The sequence below is a fragment of the Flavobacterium sp. TN-1 genome (assembly GCF_052828645.1).
In genome coordinates this window covers 1,770,508-1,794,089 of record NZ_CM128253.1, presented here as the reverse complement: position 1 = coordinate 1,794,089, position 23,582 = coordinate 1,770,508, and the positions used below count along the sequence as shown (strand labels likewise).

Genomic DNA, 23,582 nt, shown 5'->3' with positions numbered 1-23,582 from the left:
ACCTTTTAAAATTGATATTTTAGTGTTGCCATAAATTGTCTTGGCGGTATTGGATTAATACTGTAATTTTCATGTACTGTATAATTTAAAGTATTAGCCACATTAGACAATTTACATAATAAACTTATATTTTTATAAGTATATCCTAGGGTTGCATCCGCAACTGCATAACCACTAACTGGAATCTCACGTTCTTCTATAAATACTGTTCCATTTTTATCTTTTGCATAACGGTTATTCCAACCACCTATACGATTTCCTATATAGTTACTTATGGCTCCTATTGAAAGATTTTTGAAAAATCCGTTTTGTACTGTATAAAAGAAACTTAAATTAGCTGTTTGATCAGGTGTACGAGCCAAACGATCCCCTTCTACTGAACTACCTACTAATCCAGATGTTTTCACAAAACGCATATCGTTATAACTATAACCTGCATTAATTTTAAATCCTTCAATAGGTGTTATGGTAACATCTAATTCAATTCCTTTGCTTCTTGTTTTACCTGATAATTCTTTGATATTCGAATTAGAATTGGCTTTACCATCTAAGGTTGTAGCTGCCATTTGGACTAAATTATTATTTTCAATGCTATAAACAGTTACTCCTGTTGTTAAATTACCTTTAAAAAATTCTGTTTTTACCCCTGCTTCATATTGATTTATAATAGAAGGTTTTATAGGATTGTTATAAATATCAACACCTGTGTTGGTAGTGAATGAATTTGAATAACTTCCAAAAATTGCTATTGATTGCATTGGTTGAAAGACCAAACCAAATTTAGGAGAAAATGCTTTATCTACTTGTATAGCGCCTTCAATTGGTGTATTATCTTTATCTGCTTCATGATTAAGCACAAAAGGAGTTTGTCCTTTAGGACTTGTATTATTTCCACCATCAATTTTGGCATTATATACAGTACTTTGAACTTCTTGCCATGACCAACGTAAACCAGCAAGTACTTTTAATTTTTCATGAATAGATATTAAATCTTGAGCAAAAAAGCCAAAACGTTTTCCTTGATTCTTTGTTAGTACTGAATTATAATTTTCTTGTGATCCTTTTTCGTTTGAAAATGTAATAGGATCAAAAATATTGATCTTATCATAATCTGTTATAGCAATAAATTTACCATCTTTTTGTTTTGTATAAAACAAATAGGAATAACTATCCGTATAACTAGTTTCTCCATCTATTCCTGTAAATAGTTCATGCTTGAAACCAAAAGTTTTAAAACTTCCTTGTAATCCTAATTGTTGTCCTAATAGTGTTTCAACATTTTTGTTCTTACCTAATTTTCTAGTTAAATCACCCGTTATGTTAGAAGGTTGAATTCTGTCTGTTCCTTCAAATTGTCTTGAATAGTTTTGAAATGACATATTTGCAATAAACTTCCAAGAATCATTAATCTGATGTTTTAAAAGAGCGGATAATGATCCTTGGCGTGTTTGTCCGTTAGACCAATTAGCACCTAAATAGCGACTAATAGGAACATCAAGAATAGTTTTCCCAAAAGCACCCGTTCCAAAATCAGGTGTCCAATTATCGTGTAAATAATCCATTTGAAGAAGTATATCTGTTTTTTGAGTTGCCTTAAATAGAAAAGAAGGATTAATATAATAACGTTCTCTATTTACTACATCTCTAAAACTTTTTGATTTTTCAAAACTACTCACTACTCGGTAAGCAATTGATTTACTAAGAGGCCCATAAAAATCAATTACAGGTTTGTAAAAATCATAACTTCCTGTTTGAAAAGATAGCTCTCCTCCTCTTTCAAACAAAGGGGTTTTGGTTACTAAATTTAAAATTCCTCCTGGTGCTACATTTCCATATAACAAGGCACTATTTCCTTTTAAAAATTCTACTTTTTCTAATGAAATCACCTCAGGCATTGACCCTCCATTTTGACGAAAACCATTTTTAAAAATATTATTCGTACCCATATCATAACCTCTTGACCAAAAGGATTCTTGTGCTCCACCACGTGCTGAGCCTACATAAACACCATTTGCATTTTTTACTACATCGCTCAAACGAACTGATTGTTGTTGAGAAATCACTTCTCCTGCAATAGATTGTAAGCTCTGAGGGTTATCAAAAGGTTTTAACCCAGTACGAACGGTAGAAACAAACTTTTTTTGTTTATGTTGTCTTATTTCTATTTCTTTTAACGAATATCTTTTTTTTCTAACCGTATCATTTTCAACGGTATTTTCTATTTCTCCTTGAAACTTATCTTGACCAAAACTTTGCCCTGACAAGAATAATAAACATCCTAACCAATATAACTTCATTTTATTTAGACTAATTTTAAATTGTTTTTGGATTGCAAATATATGATTAGAATTTTAAAAAAGAAAATTATTTTTAATTATTCTAAATAAAACTTAAACAACTTAACTATGTTATCAAGTAATCAAGTATTTGGTACTTCTAAAATTTAATATTATCAGATTTTCTATAATTATTCTAAATATTTTAAAGTAAGACTAAAAAAATATGAAACATTTAAAGAGTGGTAAATCCAAACTATGAAATAGAAATTTGTTTCAGATAAAATAATTTTAAATCTAAAAAAGAATGTTTTTTATCCTCAATGTAAAATTAGATTTTTTGAAAAATTCTCATATTTTTTATTCTTTTCATCTTCATCATTAAGCATAACACATAAGTCTAATTTTAGCTTTCTTTATAATTTTCATTCAATTTAAAATATAAACGATATTAAATTTTCACAAAAAAAGGCTATCCTAAACTTTTTAGGATAGCCTCTTAAAATAATATATCAGATAAATTTTTAATTCATTTCTTTATTTTTAAATTTTCAGAATTTAGTTCTTTATCTTATAATAAAGAAATCTCTAAATTTTTCCCAAAAAGTTTTTTCTTTTACTTCCTGGCCGTATCCGTATCCGTATCCGTATCCGTTTATAACATCAGTATCATTTAGCACCATAGACATATTTGGTAATTTACCTTCTTTATAAATAGAACTTGGAATTTTTAGTAATTCTTTCTCTAAATATTTAGCTCTTACTACATATATAAAAACATCTGCATTTTTAGCAATAAGTAAAGTATCTGTTACTAGACTTACTGGAGCTGTGTCAACTACTACATAATCATATTTTTCTTTTAGATAGTCAAACATCTTTTCTAACTTTTGACTCATTAATAGTTCTGCAGGATTAGGAGGAATGACACCTGCTGGGAGAACATCAAAAGAATCATAATTAGGTAGTTTAACTATATAATCTTCTATTTTTTGATCAATAGTTGTAAGATAATTAGTAACTCCTCTATTAGGTAATTGTAAATAATCGTCTAAACGGGGATTTCTAATATCTAATCCTACTAACAAAACCTTCTTTCCTGTTAGTGCTATAGTCCCTGCAAGATTTACTGTTATAAAAGTTTTCCCTTCAGCAGGTAAAGTAGAAGTTAAGAAAATAGTTTTAGCATTGGTTTCTAATTTTGAATTTAAAATAAATTCAAGATTGGTTCGTACAATACGCATAGCTTCAGCTGCACTTGAACGACTTTCTAATTGAATAATTTCTTCGTGCGAATCGGAATGAGGCACATCCCCAAGAAACGGTATCCCTAATTTATCTAAATCTGCTTTTGTTTGAACCTTTGTGTTTAATAAATCTTTTAAATAAATGATTATAAACGGAATTAATAAACCAACTAAAATTGCAACAAAATAAATAATTAAGGGTTTTGGTGAAATAGGATTCTCTAAAGCATAAGCTTTATCTATTATTTTAGAATTAGGTGCTGTAGCTGCTAAAGTAATTGCTGTTTCTTCTCTCTTTTTAAACAAATATAAATATAACTCTTCTTTTATTTGTTGTTGACGAAATATACCTCTATATTCTCTTTCTAACTTTGGAATTTTATTTAGTTTTGAATTTAATGAATTGCGTTCTCCTAGTAAATCGCTATTTTTAAATTCTAGAGCTGATTTTTGTTTTGATAAACTTTGAGCTATAGAACCTTTTAGAGTTAAAATACGATCATTTAATTTTTCTATATTCGGATTATCAGATGTTGCACTTTTTAATAATCTATTGCGTTCAATTACTAACAAATTAAACTCATTGATTAAACCAGCCGCTGACGCATTATCAGAAGGAATTAAATTTATAGGTAGGACATCTATCTTATCGCTCTTCAATTGAGCGATCATCATATTTATTACAGTAAGCTGAGTCCCAACAGAAACTTGCTCTGCATTAAATGCAGATTCTGTTTTCAAATCTAATTCTACTTCAGCAGAAATATCAGTCAGATCGTTATTTTTTTTATATTTTTCTATATTTTTTTCAACTCCTTGTAGTTCTTCTGTAACGATAGCTAAACGATCATTAATAAATTTTGCCGTTTTTTCTGATATTAAATTCTTATCAATGATAGCGTCCTGATTATAGTTTACTACTAGCTTATCTAAGAAATCAATGGCTCTTTGAGGCACTGGATCTGTAAATGTTATTTCCACTACATTTGTTTTTTTATTGAGTGGTTCAACCAATAATTTCTTTTGAACTATACTAGTTTCTCTATCTATATTTTTAATACTTATCTGATATACCCCTTGATCATAATTTCTTAATTTTCCGTCATTGGTGTAAACAGGTAATTTTTCTATAATAAAATTACCTAATTCTACAGATTTTACAATCTGATTATAACGATACTCTCCTATTAAATCTTTATTTTGATTGTATAATAAAAATTTATGAGTTCCTTTCAACGATACTACAAGAGTTGTATCTAAATCCGACTTTTCTTTATTTTCAAAGAAAATCTTTATAGGACTTTTTCCATAAATATCAGTAGTTTTAATCCTTCCAACAGCATAATAATTTATATTAAAACCGCCAGAGAGCAAGGTCTTTTTTACAATATTTCTAGATTTTAAAATTTCAATTTCATCATCAATCTTATTTTTAGCTCCTCCAAAACTACTGATGTCCTCCAAAACAGAAAGCTCAGATGCCAAACCTCCTGATTCTTTATCTTTTATTAATACCGTAGTAGATGCCTTGTATATGGATGTTGCATAACGTAAATAAACTTTTGCTAGGGATAGTGACAGTATAACCAGTACAACAAACCAATACCAATTTCTCAAAAATTTATTTAGTATCTCCTTTATATTTATTTCACTAATATTTTCTTCTTGGGACATGAATTTATTTTGCATTTTATCATTATTTTTTAAACAATAGTACTAGTGATATAAGAACAGAACTCAATGAAATCCAAACGGGTATATTTTGATTAAATGTAGACGCGTTAGCTCTTGCTTTATTAGGTTCTATATAAATTAAATCATTCTGTTTTAAATAATAATAGGGCGAATTCATAAAATCAGACTTCGTCAAATCAATTCTATGATATGTTTTCTTCCCTTCATTTTCTCTTATTAATAAAACATTTTCTCTTTTCCCATATATAGTCAAATCACCCGCTAAACTTAATGCTTCAGGCAAGGTAATACGCTCACTAACTACGTTAAAAGTTCCTGGCTTTGCGACCTCTCCTATAACGCTTACTTTAAAATTCATTATACGAACATTTACAATAGGATTCTTTATATATGCTTTTAATTTATTTTTCAACAAATTAATTGCCTCTTCTTTTTTTAATCCTCCAAAAGTTAAAGTTCCTATAATTGGAAATTCTATTTGATTTTTTTGATCCACCAAATATAATTGCTGCTGTCTCTGACCAGGCGCACTTTGATTACCAACATTTGGTGCCATTGTACTTTCTAAACTAAATGGAGCTGCTGCCTCAGGATCTGGTGCAGAAACCGTAATTAATAATAAGTCATCAGGTTGTATTTTAGGTTCAAAAAAAACTACATTTTCAAAATTCGAATTACTAGACAAATCCGAATAATATGCTATCTTCTTTTGCTGCGAGCATCCTAATACAAAAAAAGAAATTATTCCAAAAATAATTAAATAAATTTTACCTCTCATATATCAATTTTTATCTAAAATTTCATAATCTGAATTTAAACTTTTAAATTCTGGCACGATCATTTTCATATATCCTACTATATCATTATTAGAATAATTAAATGTAGTATCAATCAATAATTTAATATTTTCTTTTACACATTTATAGTCTTCTATCATATCTTGAGCCACTAATATTTTTTCGTGGTGAGTAGGCAAGGTTTTTGAGTCATCTTTTAGTAATTCTTCGTACAATTTTTCACCTGGCCTTAGCCCTATTTCTTTTATCTGAATATCTACATTTGGAATTAAACCTGCTAAACGTATCATTTTTTCTGCTAGACTGTAAATTTTAACAGGTTTTCCCATGTCAAATATATAGATTTCCCCTCCATTTCCCATAGTTCCAGCTTCCAATACAAGTTGACAGGCTTCAGGAATAGTCATAAAATATCGAATTATATCTTTATGAGTAATGGTTACTGGTCCTCCTTCAGAAATTTGCTTTGTAAACAATGGTACTACAGAACCATTAGATCCTAAAACATTACCAAAACGAGTTGTAATGAATTTTGTACTTTTGATATTATTTTTTAATAATTCAAAGTGTAGTGACTGAACGTATTTTTCTGCAATTCGTTTACTTGCCCCCATCACATTACTTGGGTTTACGGCCTTATCTGTTGAAACCATTACAAATCGTTCTACTTTGTATTGAACGGCTAAATCAGCCAGATTACTAGTTCCCATTACATTAACAAAGATTGCTTGTGACGGATTTTCTTCCATCAAGGGAACATGCTTATAAGCCGCGGCATGATAAATAATATCAGGCAAATATTTTTTAAAAAGAATATCTAAACGCTGTTTATCTCTGATATCTGCAACTTTTGTTATAATTTCTATGGAGGAGGTATCATACTTATCTAATTCTATTAATAAATTATGTAAAGGACTTTCAGCTTGATCTATCAATAACAATATAGTAGGTCTAAAGGCTATTACTTGTCTAACAATTTCACTTCCTATAGAACCAGCGGCTCCTGTTATTAAAACTGTTTTATTGGTATGTGTACTAGAAATCGCTTTATTATTTAAAACTATTGGCTTCCTATCTAATAAATCTTCTATCTCAAAATTCTTAATTTTCTTTGAAATTTCTTTTTGATTCTCCCAATCTGTAACAAGAGGTACCGTAAAAACTTTAACACCTACTTCTAGGCATTCTTCTACTATTTGAATCTCTTCTTCTCTTGTTAAACTCTTATCAGCAATAACTAAACCTGAAACATTATTTTCTTTCAATAAATCTACTATATTTTCTCTTATAGAGAATACAGGTAATCCCAAAGCTCTTTTAGAATCATTAGATTCATATCTATCTATAAAACCTTTAATATGAAATCTTTTAGGTATTTCTGACAATAAAGCATTTGCAACAGCTATGGCGTTTGCATCTGAACCATAAATGAGTAATATTTCTTGTTTCCCTACTAAAATATTAGAAAAATATATTTCAAATACTTTTTTTACAAAAACTCTATAAAAAAAAAGTAAACAAAAAACTATAAAAGAGTTTACTAACAAGGCAGTCGTAAAATATAAATCTACGGAAAAAAAAGTTTTACTAAAAGCATCTATTATTACTAATGATGAAAAAGCAAAAAATTGTGCAAAAAAAATTTTAACAGCATCTACTATAGAAGAATGCCTAATTATACCTGAATACGTTTTGAATATCCAAAAGAAGAAAATATTAACGAAAAAATATAAGGGAATTTTAATTCCTTCGTATTGCGTTGTTATAAATTTAAGATTAATTCCTTTAAATAAATAATAGGTTAATGCCGTAGCAAAACTAATTACTAGAATATCTAGAAAAAGAACAGACCATCTAGGTAAATAACCTACATTATTTAAGTCAATTTTAGACAGAATTTTATTATTAATTTTTTTATTTAAGTACTCTCTCACTTCTTTAAGAACATTATTTTAATTTAGTTTTTTCGGGCTACAAATTACTGAAAAAATAATTGAAGTTCCGAGAGAATTCTCTCTTTTTCACTTTCTGTCAAATTAGAACCTGAAGGCAAACATAAACCTCTTTCAAATAAATCCTCTGATATTCTCGCTCCGTAATAAGGGTATGTTTTAAATACTGGCTGAAGGTGCATAGGCTTCCAGAGTGGTCTTGTTTCAATATTTGCTTTTTCAAATGCTAAACGGAGTGCTTCTCTTTGTTCATAAGACTCTAATACAACTGCACTTAACCAGTGATTTGAATAAAAATAATCCGTTGGCTCAGTTAAAACAATTATATTCGGAATATTTACAAAAAATGTTTTATACAACTGATTCATATCTCTCCTTAACTCAACATGTTTGTTTAAAACCTCCATTTGTCCACGTCCTATACCTGCACATATATTGCTCATTCTATAATTATAACCTATATGACTATGCTGATAATGAGGTGCATCATCACGAGCTTGAGTTGAAAGAAACACTGCTTTTTGTTTAATATTCACATCATTTGTTACCAGTGCTCCCCCACCAGAGGTTGTAATAATTTTATTACCATTAAAAGAAAGTATACTAATATCTCCTAATGTTCCACATTTTTGTTTTTTATAGGAACTTCCTAATGCTTCTGCACTATCTTCTACAACAGGAATTTGATATTTTTGAGAAATTGCTTTTATTTGATCGTGCTTGTATGGCATCCCATATAGATGAACCGCTATTATTGCTTTTGGTTTTTTCCCTTTAGAAATTCTATCTTTTATAGCTTCTTCTAAAGCAATTGGACACATATTCCACGTTTCTGATTCACTATCCACAAAAATAGGAATTGCCCCTTGGTACACAATAGGGTTTGCTGAAGCCGAAAATGTCATACTCTGACAAATTACTTCATCACCTGCTTTAATATCTAAAAGAATTAAAGCTAAATGTAAAGCGGCTGTTCCTGAACTTAAGGCAGCAACGCTTAAATTTTCACCTAAGTATCTTTCTAAGTCTTGCTCAAAACCATTCACATTAGGCCCTAGTGGTGCTACCCAATTGGTTTCAAAAGCTTCATTAACATACTTTTGCTCATTCCCTCCCATATGAGGAGAAGAAAGCCATATTTTTGTATTATTCATTTGAATTATATTTTATTACTTTTCCGGGATTTCCTACAACAACAGCATAATCTGGCACATCCTCTATGATAACTGCTCCAGCACCAATAGTTGACCATTTCCCTATTTTTATCCCTTGTATAATGGTAGCGCCAATACCAATATGACTTCCTTCTCCTACAAAAACATTTCCTGCCAGTGAAGCATTTGGTGAGATATGCGCATAATTTTCAATCCAACAATCATGATCAACAGATGCAGAAGTATTTATAATACAATGTTTACCAACCTTTACATGAGCATTTAAAACTACACCAGCCATTATAACCGTCCCTTCATCTACACTAGAAAATTTAGATATTATAGCTTTTGGATGAATAGCGATAACAAAGTTAACATTTAGAGTATTGACAATTTTTTTTCTCGTTAAATTATTACCAATAGCTATTATGCAGTTATCAAAAGGATGAAATTTAAATTTTTTAGAATTAATAATTGGAAAATCAAAAATAGTTTTTAATTTTTCCACATCATCAATAATAGTTTTTATTTGAATTTTGTTTTCAAATAAAATATCTATTATTACTTTACAATGCCCACTAGCTCCGTATAATATTATCTTATTGTCCATTAAATGGTTCTATTGTAGCCGAGTCAACGGCATTTATCCCTTCTTTTTTAATTACTTTCAAAAATGTCAAAAATAAAATTTTCATATCAACTAAAAACGAAATATTATCAACATACCAAACATCATATTGAAATTTCTGATCCCATGATATAGCATTACGTCCATTTACTTGAGCCCAACCAGTAATTCCTGGTTTAACCTCATGTCTTCTGTTCTGAAAATCATTATACAAATGTAGGTATTGAGTTAATAATGGTCTTGGACCAATTAGACTCATATCTCCTTTTAAAACATTAAACAATTGAGGTATTTCATCTAATGATGTTTTTCTTACTAGATTACCTATAATAGTTAATCGATCCGCATCTGGCAAAAGTATACCATTCTCATCGCGTTCATCCGTCATTGTTTTAAATTTATATATTTTAAAGACTTTTCCATTTTTCCCTGGTCTTGGTTGCACGAAAAACACATTCCCTTTATTTGCAATAAACAAGCCAACAAAAACAAGGACAAAAAAAGGACTTAGAATTACAATTCCTATGAGTGTTGCTAAGAAATCTAACAATCTCTTTAAAAAAAAATTATACATGTTCTAAATTTTCATATTCATTTCGGATCGCTTCCCAAATTATTTTTTGCTCATATCTTGAAACTATCATCTGACGAGCATTTGATTTAAGTTGATCAAACAAACTTTTTTCTTGGTATACTTTTCTCATTGCTTCTTCAATTGCTTTACTATTCTTCACTGGAATAATCAAACCATTTTTTCCTTCTTCAATGATTTCGTTACAGCCATTAATATTAGAAACAATAGCGGGTAATTCCATAGCACCAGCTTGCATCACTACATTCGGAAAACCTTCACGATAACTAGGGAAAACCAATACATTAGCAACCTTAAAGTAGGGTCTAACATCGGATTGGTAGCCTACATTTATAATATTTATATTTTCTTCAATTTCAGTTAACGTTTCAGGCAATAGAGGATCTAAATCAGATTCCAACGCCCCTACTAACAATAACTTTGTTTTACTTAAATTCAAATTGGTAAAGGCAGTAATCAACTCATTAATTCCTTTATCTTTTACTAACCTCCCCACAAAAATAAAAACAAAATCATCTTTTGCAATATCTAACTGTGCTTTTAACTTTAAGGTTTCTTCTTCAGAAATTTGTTCAGGTGCAAAAAATGCTGTATTGATTCCATTTGAACTCCCATTTCCTATAATTTTAATCTTTTCTTTTGGCGCAAAATTATTTTCCAAAATAAATTTTTCAAGTCCTTTCGAGTTTGGATAGACTTTAGTAGCACAAACGTAAGTTAATTTTTCTACTAGATTTAAAATTTTTCTTTTTACTCCTACTGCTTCCATCAACGGAAGTCCAGCAACTGTATGCAACCTATGAGGCACTCCAGCAATTTTTGACGCTATCATACCCACCATACCCGCTTTAGGTGTATGGGTATGTACAATTTCTGGTTTATTTTTCAATAGAAAAACAATCAATCTAAAAATTGCTATTGTGTCTTGTATTGGTGTAATTTTACGAGTAAGATTTAAACAAAAAATAGCCACTTGATTTTCCTTACCTAATTTTTCTAAATTCTCATTCTCAGACGAAATAGCTACTACATCATAATATTGACTCATATAGGTCAACTGCCCCGTTAAAAGTTTTTCTAGAGAGATAGGAACTGTAGTTATCCTAACTATTTTTTTCTTTACCATTCAGTTTAGTTTATCATTTTTTAGACTCTGCGCCATGACATAAAAGAACAGAGGATAAAACATTAATCGCATTCTGGAAGCTAACCCCAAATTATAAATATAAGTACTTAGAAACAGAAATATCAAAATTGATGTATAAAGTGCAAATTTAACATCTAATTCTAACCAATTGCTAGTCCGGTTGTAGATTTTTTTAAAAAAGAAATACATAATAAAAATCAAGATTAAAGCATTTTCAATTGATGTTACATATTGCAAATCATTATTCACTTTATAAAATAATGGCAAACACAACAACATCAACACCCTCCCTATATAACCCAGATCTGCTAAATAGTTTGAGGCGGTGTGTTTTTCTACATAATTTTGATATCCTTCGAATTTCAACAGTATCGATTCAATACTAAGAGACTCCAATTTTACAAATTGGGTCATAAAAAAGACTACTCCAAAAAAAGAAAGTAGTACAATTGGAATCCAAAACTTTTTATCAATTATATTCTTATATTTTTCAAATAAGACAAACACTAAAGACAACAATACTATTACTCCTACGTAAGGGCGCACTAAAAACAAGAAAAATAATGCCACTAAAATACTCCAACTTAATTTCATCTTTTTTAATTTGTAAAATATAAATACTAACGTTACAAATACCACACAATCTTTACCTGGCAAGACGCTCCAAAAATGAAAAGAGGGCACTAACAGAGTATACTGTAACCAATGTATTTTTCCTGAATCTAATTCAAAATATCGTTTAAACAATAAGAGAAATGGAATAAAACTCAAAAAAACAGAGAGCAAATACAATAACTCAAAGTTAAATCCTATTTTAAAAAGCAAACGATATAAATGTATAAAAAAGTTATGTCCAACAAAATTAAATCGATCTTTAGAAGATGTATTTGTTACTTCTATCAGATAACCTTGTATATCCGATATAGGATTTTGAATTATAATTTCATACCCTAAATAACCTATAACAAAATGCTCTAACATTAGAAAAAAAAGAAAAAAAATCTGTTTTTTATTAGTTATATTGAAATAAAGTTTTTTGAGAAATAAACTAATCAATAGAACTTCTATCAATACAACTAAATCAATAGAAAAATCAGCTATCATAAGTCTCAAAATACCATTTTTGGAAACAATAAAAAGTCCATACTCTAAAAGTATTATCTTTTTTCCCACTTAGATGATTCGATACTAACTCCTGAATATATGCGGCATTAAAAAGATCTTGCTTTAAAAGAAATTTAGTTTCAACATAACGCAAAAGCTCTGGCTTTAAAACCCCTCTTAACCAATCTCCTACTGGTACTCCGAAGCCTTTTTTAGATTTATCTAGAAATTTTTCAGGAAAATATTGTTTAAATGATTCTTTCAAAAGGTGTTTTTTGTCAAATCCTTTCAAAAGGTAATGTTCGGGTAACTGTGAGGTAAAATTCCAGAGTTTTTTATTCAAAAATGGAGCACGAGATTCTAAAGACGATAACATAGTTGTTCGATCAACTTTTACTAGCATATCCCCTTCCAAACTCAACATTCTATCAATACTTCTAAATTCTGTAAGTCCTAAATTTTCTTTAGTAATTTTAGCTTTGTAATAACTTAAAGCATCTGCATATTGAAATTTGGAATACAATAAATTCTCTAATTCATTTTTTTGAAATGCTAAAGAAATAATATTATAATAGTAATCTCCTTCATAATTCATTGCATTCATAAGCCTATTTAACTTAAATGCAAAACCACGTTGATCATCTTTATTAACTACAAATTTTGACACTCCTGTTTTAATCCAGTTATTTACACTCTTAGGTACTATTGAAGTATACTTTTGGTTTAATTTCCCCATATAATATTTATTATATCCCCCATATACTTCGTCACCGCCATCACCTGTTAAGGCAACGGTTACTTTTTGACGTGTTTTATGTGCTACTAAAAAAGTAGGCAAAGCAGAAGAATCAGCAAAAGGCTCATCAAAATTCAAAAGAATTCGATTTACATCTTGCATCAAGTCTTTCTCAGAAATAACAAATTTATGATGGTTACTACCTATTAAATTGGCAACAGTAGTTGCTTTTTCCGACTCATCAAATTCTTTTTTGTCAAAACCTATCGAAAATGTATCAATTTTTATATTTGATTGTTGCGCTAAACATAAAGAAACAATTGAAGAATCAACCCCTCCAGACAAAAATGTCCCCAAAGGAACTTCTGACTCAGAACGACTTAAAACGGACTCTTGAACCAAATCGTGATTTACCTTAACTGCATCAGACTTTGATAGCTGGCTGTAATTTTCATATACTGACTCTTTGATAGTATGAATAGAAAAACTTGTATTACTCAAATTAATTTCCAAATAATTATTGGCTTCTAATTTAGAAATCCCATCATAAATAGTAAAAGGGGCAGGTATATAAGTCAGTTGAAAATAAAGATTTAATCCATGTTTTGAAATTTCAGGTTTACGAGATAACTGATTGACTATTGATTTCAATTCACTTCCCCAATACACACCTTCATCTGTTTGTGAATAATATAATGGTTTCTCGCCAAAATAATCTCTAGCTATAAATACTTTATTTCTGATTTTATCGTAAATACTAAAAGCAAACATACCATCTAGCATACTGAAAGCATCTACACCGTAGTGAATATAGAGATTCAAAATAACTTCGGTATCTGATTTGGTTTGAAACTGATACCCTAAATCTAAGAGTTGTTGTTTTAGTACACGATAATTATAAATTTCGCCATTAAACACAATGGTATAATTACCATCTGTACTAGATATAGGCTGTTTACCTGATGACAAGTCGATAATTGATAATCGTTGCATGGCAAAACCAAGGGTACAATTTTCTAAAGACTTAACAAAAAAACCATTTTGATCAGGTCCTCTATGATGTATAAGAGCATTCATATTCCCTAACTTATTCATAGCTGCTTGTTCATTTATAGATTGTATTACAAAACCATTTATTCCGCACATAACTGATATCTTTATAGTTTTTTCAAAATAGATATATATTCATTTTTATTGTTTTCAACACAATAAAAATCAAGAAAACAATTATAATTATCCATTCCTACTCGATTAAAAACTTCTCTGTTTTCAAAAACTTTTCTAATTTCAATCTCCCAATCAAAGCTAGAATTAGCATGAAGATTTTTTCTATTTCTATTAATTTTAACATTAGCTTCTAGAGGCGTAGAAATTGTTGGCTTAGCACAAGCCATATACTGAATTAATTTAAACCCACATTTTCCTTTATTGAAAGAATTATCAACAAGAGGCATTATACCAACATCAAATTTATTTATCCAGTATACTTCTGTATCAGCAGACCAAGGTATAATTTTATAATTAATTCCTTTCAACTTATATTCCAAATCAACATCAAACCCAACTAAATATAAACAATAATCAATATCATCAATATTTTTAAAAACCTGAACTAGGTCTATTAAATTAACACTAGTAGATTTTGATCCAATCCAGCCCACAATAAAATTATTCTTTTTAATTTTTAAATTTGGTTTAGGATATTTAATACAACTAACAGAAGTTGGAATTTCTTCTACATATATATTATTTTTCTTTGCATAATATGTCAAATATGGACTACCTGTAATTACCTTTTTAGCGTTTTTAATAACTTTCTTTATTTTATCTCCAAATAAGAATCTTATTATTATATTAGAATGTGAATCATAATTATGAAAAATCGCATCATCAAAATCAACAATATATTTAATTCCAAAAAGATGTAATAAAACCTCAAAAAAAGGAAAGAAATATGGAAATAATTCATATTCAATATATACATTTTTAATTTGTATAATCTTGAATAATTGAACTAATCTAAGAAAATATCTTCTCAGAACATAAACAACTTTTCCTCCTCCCCTTACAGTGAAATATTTCTTATCAAATAAAGGATAGACTTTACAAATTATTCCTTCAGCCTCATAATGTTTTATATATTGATATATCCTATACCGACTACTAGGTCCCGACTCATCATATTTTGTAAAAAAAATAAACTCCATGAATATTATTTAAACTTATATTTTTTCTTTGTACTTATCATAAAATATACACCAATCATTAAAAATAGCCAGATTGGAAAATTATTTATTTTAGGGGTAAAAAAAGCCATTAAATTAACATAACAAACATTTGAATAAGCATATAAACCAAAAGGATTTGCCCCTCTCAAAAAAAAGAGTCCTAAGCTATTCAATAAAAAGGAGTGTAAAAAAATGGCAAACATTACATATAGAAAACCTCCATCTCTATAAAAAGGTTCTAAAAAAGTTCCTACATTAGTAGGTGAGGGAATAAAATAAAACTCGTTAATTAAAGAACTTGGCTCTTCTGTTAATCCTAATGAATTTGTAATTTTCAATAAAGGATACATTGTTCTATCTATATTTAGCTCATCTATATTTTCGTTCTCTATGATGTGATTAAAATAAGCAAAAGATGAAGTCCCATAGTATACAAAACTCTGAGCTGATGGAGAAATATCCCATCCTTTATACATTTTTTCATCAGTATCTTTACCTGCCAAAATTGCTATTGCTGAAAAGAGACCATACACCATTATCATAAAAAATAAAGAGTAAAATATAATTTTAAAATTATTAATCTTATGATAAACAAATGGAAGTATAGCAATCAATGAGGTAAAAATAATCCATATAGGTCTCGTCCTATCAATAAAGAGTAAATTTTCAAAAAATGTAATCAAAATAAAAAGATAATATATTTTCTTACTTTTCATTTCTTTTATAACACATAAAGAAACAGAAACCGCTAACCATGAAAAATAACTAAGCTGAATTCCTATTGAATCCGAAAAATTATCCCCTTCAATTCTAATTTGTTTAGAATCATCTGAAAAAATCATTCCAAGAAAAAAACTAACTCCTCCAAAATAAGAAATTAATTTGACCAAATACATAATGAATCCAATATTTCCTAAGCTATAAAAAACAAAAACAAATCTCTTAATTTTATTTATATCTAAGTATTGTAAAGAAGAATAAAAATTAAAATCATTAACAATTCTATTTTTGTACAATTTTAAGTAAAGAAAACTTGATACAAAAAAAAACAAAGCACTTATAATAAATATAAAGTGAGAATAATTATTACACTCATTATATTCTATTATACCCAATATATAAGAAACATAAAAAAAAGTAAATGTTATAAATCCATAGAAAGAGGGCACATATATTAAAAATTTCAAATCTCTTCTCATCATTTTTTTTTAAATAAAATTAAAACAATAAAAAATAACATCTGTAAAGGAACACTCCATAAAACAATAGATTTTATTTCTAAGAACATTAATAAAATTTGAAATATAATACTCAAAAAAATACTCAAAAACAGATTAAAATTCAGATTGTTAACTTTTTTAACTTTCAACATTCCCAGAGTAATCATATTAACAAAAATAATCATTACCGAAATTAAAAAATAAGGTAATACATCATAATAAGTTATTATTGAATTACCTTTCCAAAAAAATAAATACACAAAAAAAAATAAAGCCAGCAAAAAAAAATAAAAAATTATACCTAATCTATTTTTATTTATATGATTCAAAAAATCTTCCTTTTTAGTAACAACCATTTCTGAACCATATAAAAAAACTAAAGAAACTAGTACACCTGATATTAATTCTGGAAATCTTGTCAAAAAAAGATATTTTTGTAGTTCATCACTATTATACCCGAACCATATCATAGAAACAGTTCCTAATGAAAATATTATTTGATCATATTTAAATAATATATAATTCAGTAATTGCTGAATCCCCAACTTAAATTCAAGTTTAGGATTTAATTCAATAGCAACAATTTGATTATAAAATTTGAGAGTAATCAAAAATCTAATAAAGGAACATAATAAGAAAATCAATATAAATTCACTTTTATTAAGATTCATAAAAAATTCAAATATAAGAAATACAATAAAAAATAATGGATATGATAAAAAATTAGATAAAAAAACTTGTCCGAATAATCTTCTAGCTCCCAATTGAACAATTATAAGTATTGAAATCACATCTAATACTAGCAATAAAAAAACTAAAAAGGAATTTAATAAATCTTTTTCTAAAAAATAAATTATCAATGAAAAAAACAAAGCTAAATATACCCCATTATTTTTCATATAACATAAGGGATCATATTTCTTTGAAGCATCAACTAAAAAACTAGCATACAACTGATTATCAACACCAAACTTACAAACGGTCAAACCAATCATTTGATATTGGGCAAAAAGTATAAGTTGTAAAGCCATATCCGATTTTATAAAGCTCAATCCACCAGAAGCCAAAACTATAAATCCTATAGACGTTAGTAAACCAGAACTCAATAACTTCAATGAATGACTTAAAAAATCTTTTACAAAATTTAATTTTTCTTTATAAATCACAGGGTTAGTTTTCTCAAATACTCCGCATACGAACTTTTACCTAAGCCATCTGCACATTTATTAAACTCTTCTTTAGAAATAAACCCTTTACGATAGGCCACTTCTTCAATACACGCAATCTTTAATCCCGTACGTTTTTCAACTGCTTTAACAAATTCAGTCGCTTCGGTCAATGATTCATGAGTACCCGTATCTAACCAAGCGAAACCACGTCCCATTAACTGCAAGTTCAATGCGCCTTGTTCTAAATACGTTTGATTAACGGTTGTGATTTCCAATTCACCGCGATGAGATGGCTTAACATTTTTAGCAATCTCAACTACTGAATTTGGATAAAAATACAAACCTACTACTGCGAAACTTGATTTTGGATTTTCTGGTTTTTCTTCAATAGAAAGTACTTTTCCATTTGCATCAAATTCGGCAACACCATAACGCTCTGGGTCATCTACATAATAGCCAAAAACAGTTGCTTCATTCTTTTCTATTACGGTATTAACCGCATTATTCAATAAATTTTGTAATCCTGCTCCGTAGAAAATATTATCCCCTAAAATCAAACACACATCATCATCGCCAATGAACTCTTCACCCAATATAAAAGCTTGCGCTAATCCATCAGGAGAAGGCTGTTCCACATAAGACAATTGCATTCCTAACGGACTTCCATCACCAAATAAGCGTTGGAAATTAGGTAAATCGTGAGGTGTAGAAATGATTAATACCTCTTTAATACCTGCCAACATCAATACTGATAGTGGATAGTAAATCATGGGTTTATCATATATCGGTAACAATTGCTTTGAAACCACCTGCGTTAGTGGATGCAATCGGGTTCCTGAACCTCCTGCTAATATAATTCCTTTCATAGAAATTTAGAAATTAGAATTTAGAAATTAGAATTTTTCAATTCTGATAAGTCTAAAAACGTATTTGTTTATTGATATTGTTTTTCGTAATAGTTAGCGTATTCTCCTGAGGTTACGTTATTCAACCATTCCGTATTTTCTAAATACCAATTAATGGTTTCTTCTAAACCTTCTTCAAAAGTTACAGAAGGTTTCCATCCTAACTCTTTATTAATTTTAGTTGCATCAATAGCATAACGCAAATCGTGACCTGGACGATCTTTTACATAGGTAATCAATTGAGCTGACTCACCTTCATTTCTACCTAACTTTTCATCCATTCTTGCACACAATAGCTTAACTAAATCGATATTTTTCCATTCGTTAAACCCACCGATGTTATAAGTTTCATGATTTTTACCTTCGTGGAATACTAAATCAATAGCTACTGCATGATCTTTCACAAACAACCAATCACGCGTATAATTTCCATCGCCATAAACAGGCAATGGTTTTTTATTTATAATATTGTTGATGAAAAGAGGAATTAATTTTTCTGGAAAATGATATGGCCCATAGTTATTAGAACAATTTGTTAACACGTAAGGCAAACCATAGGTTTCACCATACGCACGAACAAAATGATCGGAGCTTGCTTTCGATGCCGAATACGGTGAATTAGGATCATAAGCTGTACTTTCTGTGAATAATCCCGTTTGCCCTAGGGTTCCATACACCTCATCTGTAGAAATATGATAAAAACGTTTTCCATCGTAATTGCCTTCCCAAATCATTTTGGCTGCATTTAATAAATTAACTGTACCAATGATATTGGTCTTAACAAAAGCTAAGGGATCTTTAATAGAACGATCTACATGTGATTCAGCTGCTAAATGTAAAACGCCTTCGAATTGATACTTTTTAAAAATTTCATTAATAAAATCAGCATCTACTATATCGCCTTTTAAAAAAGTGTAGTTTTCTTTATCTTCAATGTCTTTAATATTTTCTAGATTACCTGCATAAGTCAAAGCATCTAGATTATAAATATGATAGTTGGGATATTTATTTGTGAATTGTCTTACAACATGAGATCCAATAAATCCCGCTCCTCCAGTAATTAAAATATTTTTTTTCATCTTTTTTAAATTATTCGTTTGAAGAACCTACAGCATTATAAACAAACCCAATTTCTTGCATTTTTTTTCGATCTAATATGTTTCTACCATCAAAAACAAAGGCTGGTTTTAACATACTGTTATATATTTTCTTCCAATCGTATTCTTTAAATTCATCCCATTCTGTAAGAATAGCAATAGCATGTGCATTTTCACATGCAGAATAGGGATTTGTTACAACCTCTAATTCTTCTGTTCTTTGCCCCATCATATCGATAAAAATCTGCTTTTCTGAAACCTTAGGATCATAAACCACCACATTTGCTTGTTCCATTACTAAGTCCTTAGCTACATCAATGGCAGCAGATTCACGCGTATCATTGGTGTCTTTTTTGAAAGCCCAACCTAGCATGGCTATTTTTTTTCCTGAAACGGTATTATAAAGTGTTTTTACTATATTTTTTGCAAAACGATGTTTTTGATGATCATTCAGTATAATCACTTGCTCCCAATAATCGGCTACTTCATTTAAACCGTATGTTTTTGCGATATAAACCAAATTTAGAATATCTTTTTGAAAACACGATCCTCCAAAACCCACAGATGCTTTTAGAAACTTAGCTCCAATACGAGTATCCATTCCAATGGCTCTAGCTACTTCATTAACATCAGCCCCTGTTTTTTCACAAACTTCTGAAATAGCATTAATAGAAGATACACGTTGGGCTAAAAAAGCATTAGCTGTTAGTTTAGAGAGTTCCGAAGACCATACATTTGTGGTTAAAATTTTTTCTATGGGTACCCAATGTGCATATATCTCTACTAAAGCTTGAATTGCCTCTTGGTTTTCACCTCCTATTAACACGCGATCAGGAGTGTGGAGATCTTGAACTGCGGTTCCTTCTGCCAAGAATTCAGGGTTAGATAGTATATGAAACGTTACTCCATTTCCTGTATGATCTAGTATACTCTTCAAAGCTTCCGCTGTTCTTACTGGAAGTGTTGACTTTTCAACTATAATTTTATCTGTCTTTGCTACACGTGCAATTTGACGTGCACAAAGTTCTATATATTTTAAATCAGCTGCCATACCTTTACCTGCACCATAGGTTTTGGTTGGGGTATTTACAGATATAAAAATCATATCAGCCTCGTCAATAGCTTTATCTACTTCAGTAGAAAAAAATAAATTTCTACCTCTAGCTTCCATTACTACTTTATCTAATCCTGGCTCATATACGGGAAGTTTTGAAAGTTCAGAATTATTCCATGCTGCAATTCTTTCTTCATTTAAATCAACAACTGTTACTCTTATATTAGGACATTTTTGTGCAATTACAGCCATAGTAGGTCCACCAACATATCCTGCACCTATACAGCAAATATTCTTAACTTTCATCATTTTCTTTTATGAAGCGGCAAAGTTACAATTTTCCGTCTACTTTACAATGTAATATTCCTTTTACATCATAAATAATTGATTTTTCTTTTTGCAAAGTAGCAAAATCAAGACTTAAAAATTGTTGATGAGCTACTCCTAAAACGATTCCATCAAATTTATCGGAAGGCAATTCTGTTAATGCTTCTAAATTATACTCGTATTTAACTTCTTCAATACTAATCCAAGGATCATAAACAACTACTTCGACCCCATAGTCTTTTAAGGCTGTAATTACATCTATAATCTTTGTATTACGAACATCAGGACAATTTTCTTTAAATGTAATTCCAAGCATTAATACTTTAGATCCATTAACTGAAATTCCTTTTTTTATCATCACTTTAACCACTTGTGATGCTACATATTCTCCCATGCTATCGTTTAAACGACGTCCTGCTAAAATTATTTCTGGATGATATCCTTTTTCTTGTGCTTTTTGCGCTAGATAATAAGGGTCCACACCTATACAATGTCCTCCAACCAAACCTGGTTTGAAGGGCAAAAAATTCCATTTGGTACCCGCAGCAGCTAACACATCTTGTGTATTTATATCTAGTAGATTAAAAATCTTAGCCAATTCATTTACAAAAGCTATATTAATATCACGTTGTGAGTTCTCAATTACTTTAGCTGCTTCAGCAACTTTGATGGTAGGAGCTAAATGTGTCCCTGCTGTAATAACTGAACTATAAAGTGCATTTATCTTTTGTCCTACTTCAGGTGTTGAACCTGATGTTACTTTCAATATTTTTTCTACTGTATGTTCTTTATCTCCAGGATTGATTCGCTCTGGGGAATAACCTGCAAAGAAATCTTCATTAAATTTCAATCCACTTAGTTTTTCTAAAACAGGCACGCACTCTTCTTCTGTTACTCCAGGATATACTGTAGATTCATATATTACAATATCTTCTTTTTTGAGCACTTTCCCAACCGTTTCACTGGCTTTGTACAAAGGTGTCAAATCTGGTTTATTATGTTTATCTACTGGTGTTGGCACCGTCACGATATAGTAATTACAATTAGCTATCTCTTCTATTTCTGATGCACAAAAAAGCCCCAAGCTATCATTATTCTCAGTTTTTAGCACCGATTTTAAAAGTTCAGAGCTTACTTCTAAAGTAGAATCTTTTCCCTTATTTAAATCGTTTACACGCATTTCATTTATATCAAAACCCACTACATTATATTTAGTAGCTAACAATCTAGCTAATGGTAATCCCACATAACCTAATCCTATTACTCCAATCTTCATTTTTTATGCTATTTATTTTAAATTATTATAATACCAATTCACTGCTTCTGCCAGTCCTTCTCTTAAAGAATACAACGGATAATATCCTAAAATATCTTTTGCCCTATCTATAGATGCTAAAGAGTGTGGTATATCACCTGCTCTAGTAGGTCCATAAACAATCTTTACATCTGTAATTTTAGGATCTTTTTTTGTCAATTCTTCCTTTAAAATATGAATCATGTCATTCAATGTTGTTCTTTCTCCAAATGCTGTATTGAAAACTGTATTTATGGCCCTAGAATCCTGAGTTAACATAGCTAATTCATTCATTTGAATCACGTTGTCTATATAAGTGAAATCTCTAGAATAATTACCATTTCCATTTACCACAGGACTTTCATACTTCATAAATTGCATTACAAATTTAGGTATCACAGCGGCATAAGCTCCATTTGGGTCTTGTTTTCTCCCAAATACATTAAAATAACGTAATCCTATCGTTTCTATTCCGTAGATTTTCCCAAAAATATCGGCATAAAGTTCATTTACATATTTTGTAATGGCATACGGTGATAATGGTTTCCCTATAACTTCTTCGATTTTTGGTAAACTTTCCGAATCTCCGTAAGTAGATGAACTTGCTGCGTATATAAATCTTTTAACTCCCGCTTCTTTAGCAGCCCATAACATATTTAAAAAACCATTTACGTTTACATCATTAGATGTTAAAGGATCTTTTATAGAACGAGGGACAGATCCTAATGCCGCCTGATGCAACACATAATCAGCTCCATCACATACTTTCTTACACATTTCGAGATCTCTAATATCTCCTTCAAAGAATTTAAAATTTTCATTTAACATCAGGTCTTCTATATTCTTCAAATGTCCTGTTGCAAAATTATCTAACCCAACTATCTCGTAGCCTTTACTTAAAAAATATTCCGTTAAATTAGAACCAATAAAACCTGCACAACCAGTAATTACAATCTTCAT

Annotated in this window: 18 protein-coding genes; all 18 read right to left on the bottom strand. The window is 29.6% G+C overall.

The annotated features are described in order from the left end of the window. Positions 1–5: 5 nt before the first annotated feature. The 18 genes from ACUXZJ_RS07770 to ACUXZJ_RS07685 all read right to left on the bottom strand — a co-directional run bounded on the left by ACUXZJ_RS07770 (position 6) and on the right by ACUXZJ_RS07685 (position 23,582). Positions 6–2,297, bottom strand: a complete 2,292-nt coding sequence (locus tag ACUXZJ_RS07770; RefSeq protein WP_063743768.1) for a TonB-dependent siderophore receptor — start codon at positions 2,295–2,297, stop codon at positions 6–8. Positions 2,298–2,842: 545 nt separating this feature from the next. After that, a complete protein-coding gene (locus ACUXZJ_RS07765) occupies positions 2,843–5,212 on the bottom strand; it encodes a GumC family protein (RefSeq protein ID WP_446194648.1) in 2,370 nt (789 codons plus the stop codon). A gap of 7 nt (positions 5,213–5,219) precedes the next feature. After that, positions 5,220–5,996, bottom strand: coding sequence for a polysaccharide biosynthesis/export family protein (locus ACUXZJ_RS07760; RefSeq protein ID WP_060383103.1), 777 nt, complete (start codon positions 5,994–5,996; stop codon positions 5,220–5,222). A 3-nt stretch (positions 5,997–5,999) separates the two neighbouring features. After that, positions 6,000–7,949 (bottom strand): polysaccharide biosynthesis protein, encoded by a 1,950-nt coding sequence (locus tag ACUXZJ_RS07755; protein WP_060383104.1) that lies wholly within the window; start codon positions 7,947–7,949, stop codon positions 6,000–6,002. A 44-nt stretch (positions 7,950–7,993) separates the two neighbouring features. Further along, positions 7,994–9,121 carry an aminotransferase class I/II-fold pyridoxal phosphate-dependent enzyme gene (locus ACUXZJ_RS07750; protein WP_060383105.1) on the bottom strand — a complete coding sequence of 376 codons (1,128 nt, stop codon included), beginning with the start codon at positions 9,119–9,121 and terminating at the stop codon, positions 7,994–7,996. Next, positions 9,114–9,731 (bottom strand): acetyltransferase, encoded by a 618-nt coding sequence (locus tag ACUXZJ_RS07745; RefSeq protein WP_201025131.1) that lies wholly within the window; start codon positions 9,729–9,731, stop codon positions 9,114–9,116. Before ACUXZJ_RS07745 ends, ACUXZJ_RS07750 begins: the two co-directional genes overlap by 8 nt. Beyond that, complete coding sequence (locus tag ACUXZJ_RS07740; RefSeq protein WP_060383106.1) at positions 9,721–10,323, bottom strand: sugar transferase; 603 nt, start codon at positions 10,321–10,323, stop codon at positions 9,721–9,723. The genes ACUXZJ_RS07745 and ACUXZJ_RS07740 overlap by 11 nt, the downstream gene beginning before the upstream one ends. Then, complete coding sequence (locus ACUXZJ_RS07735; protein WP_446194644.1) at positions 10,316–11,467, bottom strand: glycosyltransferase family 4 protein; 1,152 nt, start codon at positions 11,465–11,467, stop codon at positions 10,316–10,318. Before ACUXZJ_RS07735 ends, ACUXZJ_RS07740 begins: the two co-directional genes overlap by 8 nt. After that, positions 11,468–12,469 carry a hypothetical protein gene (locus tag ACUXZJ_RS07730; RefSeq protein ID WP_446194642.1) on the bottom strand — a complete coding sequence of 334 codons (1,002 nt, stop codon included), beginning with the start codon at positions 12,467–12,469 and terminating at the stop codon, positions 11,468–11,470. It abuts the gene before it with no gap. Between the two features lie 112 nt (positions 12,470–12,581). Continuing rightward, entirely contained in the window at positions 12,582–14,474 is a 1,893-nt protein-coding gene (asnB, locus tag ACUXZJ_RS07725) for an asparagine synthase (glutamine-hydrolyzing) (RefSeq protein WP_446194640.1), read from the bottom strand. 11 nt (positions 14,475–14,485) lie between these two features. Then, positions 14,486–15,535: a glycosyltransferase gene (locus ACUXZJ_RS07720; RefSeq protein ID WP_060383110.1), complete on the bottom strand. Its 1,050-nt coding sequence runs from the start codon at positions 15,533–15,535 to the stop codon at positions 14,486–14,488. Positions 15,536–15,540: 5 nt separating this feature from the next. Next, positions 15,541–16,755 carry an O-antigen polymerase gene (locus ACUXZJ_RS07715; RefSeq protein ID WP_235588364.1) on the bottom strand — a complete coding sequence of 405 codons (1,215 nt, stop codon included), beginning with the start codon at positions 16,753–16,755 and terminating at the stop codon, positions 15,541–15,543. Further along, positions 16,755–17,942 carry a hypothetical protein gene (locus tag ACUXZJ_RS07710; protein WP_060383112.1) on the bottom strand — a complete coding sequence of 396 codons (1,188 nt, stop codon included), beginning with the start codon at positions 17,940–17,942 and terminating at the stop codon, positions 16,755–16,757. Before ACUXZJ_RS07710 ends, ACUXZJ_RS07715 begins: the two co-directional genes overlap by 1 nt. Next, positions 17,939–18,811, bottom strand: coding sequence for a glucose-1-phosphate thymidylyltransferase RfbA (gene rfbA / locus ACUXZJ_RS07705; protein ID WP_060383113.1), 873 nt, complete (start codon positions 18,809–18,811; stop codon positions 17,939–17,941). Before rfbA ends, ACUXZJ_RS07710 begins: the two co-directional genes overlap by 4 nt. Positions 18,812–18,879: 68 nt before the next feature. Continuing rightward, positions 18,880–19,929 (bottom strand): dTDP-glucose 4,6-dehydratase, encoded by a 1,050-nt coding sequence (gene rfbB / locus ACUXZJ_RS07700; RefSeq protein ID WP_163444500.1) that lies wholly within the window; start codon positions 19,927–19,929, stop codon positions 18,880–18,882. Between the two features lie 10 nt (positions 19,930–19,939). Then, positions 19,940–21,307 (bottom strand): UDP-glucose 6-dehydrogenase, encoded by a 1,368-nt coding sequence (locus ACUXZJ_RS07695; protein WP_060383115.1) that lies wholly within the window; start codon positions 21,305–21,307, stop codon positions 19,940–19,942. Between the two features lie 25 nt (positions 21,308–21,332). Then, positions 21,333–22,604, bottom strand: a complete 1,272-nt coding sequence (locus tag ACUXZJ_RS07690) for a nucleotide sugar dehydrogenase (RefSeq protein WP_088418927.1) — start codon at positions 22,602–22,604, stop codon at positions 21,333–21,335. A gap of 12 nt (positions 22,605–22,616) precedes the next feature. Next, complete coding sequence (locus ACUXZJ_RS07685) at positions 22,617–23,582, bottom strand: SDR family oxidoreductase (protein ID WP_446194636.1); 966 nt, start codon at positions 23,580–23,582, stop codon at positions 22,617–22,619.

Bases quoted from the DNA above. Each gene is read 5' to 3' on its own strand.
- ACUXZJ_RS07770 (WP_063743768.1), bottom strand. From the start codon at position 2,297: ATGAAGTTATATTGGTTAGGATGTTTATTATTCTTGTCAGGGCAAAGT.
- ACUXZJ_RS07765 (WP_446194648.1), bottom strand. From the start codon at position 5,212: ATGCAAAATAAATTCATGTCCCAAGAAGAAAATATTAGTGAAATAAAT.
- ACUXZJ_RS07760 (WP_060383103.1), bottom strand. From the start codon at position 5,996: ATGAGAGGTAAAATTTATTTAATTATTTTTGGAATAATTTCTTTTTTT.
- ACUXZJ_RS07750 (WP_060383105.1), bottom strand. From the start codon at position 9,121: ATGAATAATACAAAAATATGGCTTTCTTCTCCTCATATGGGAGGGAAT.
- ACUXZJ_RS07745 (WP_201025131.1), bottom strand. From the start codon at position 9,731: ATGGACAATAAGATAATATTATACGGAGCTAGTGGGCATTGTAAAGTA.
- ACUXZJ_RS07740 (WP_060383106.1), bottom strand. From the start codon at position 10,323: ATGTATAATTTTTTTTTAAAGAGATTGTTAGATTTCTTAGCAACACTC.
- ACUXZJ_RS07735 (WP_446194644.1), bottom strand. From the start codon at position 11,467: ATGGTAAAGAAAAAAATAGTTAGGATAACTACAGTTCCTATCTCTCTA.
- ACUXZJ_RS07730 (WP_446194642.1), bottom strand. From the start codon at position 12,469: ATGTTAGAGCATTTTGTTATAGGTTATTTAGGGTATGAAATTATAATT.
- asnB (WP_446194640.1), bottom strand. From the start codon at position 14,474: ATGTGCGGAATAAATGGTTTTGTAATACAATCTATAAATGAACAAGCA.
- ACUXZJ_RS07720 (WP_060383110.1), bottom strand. From the start codon at position 15,535: ATGGAGTTTATTTTTTTTACAAAATATGATGAGTCGGGACCTAGTAGT.
- ACUXZJ_RS07715 (WP_235588364.1), bottom strand. From the start codon at position 16,755: ATGAGAAGAGATTTGAAATTTTTAATATATGTGCCCTCTTTCTATGGA.
- rfbA (WP_060383113.1), bottom strand. From the start codon at position 18,811: ATGAAAGGAATTATATTAGCAGGAGGTTCAGGAACCCGATTGCATCCA.
- rfbB (WP_163444500.1), bottom strand. From the start codon at position 19,929: ATGAAAAAAAATATTTTAATTACTGGAGGAGCGGGATTTATTGGATCT.
- ACUXZJ_RS07695 (WP_060383115.1), bottom strand. From the start codon at position 21,307: ATGAAAGTTAAGAATATTTGCTGTATAGGTGCAGGATATGTTGGTGGA.
- ACUXZJ_RS07690 (WP_088418927.1), bottom strand. From the start codon at position 22,604: ATGAAGATTGGAGTAATAGGATTAGGTTATGTGGGATTACCATTAGCT.
- ACUXZJ_RS07685 (WP_446194636.1), bottom strand. From the start codon at position 23,582: ATGAAGATTGTAATTACTGGTTGTGCAGGTTTTATTGGTTCTAATTTA.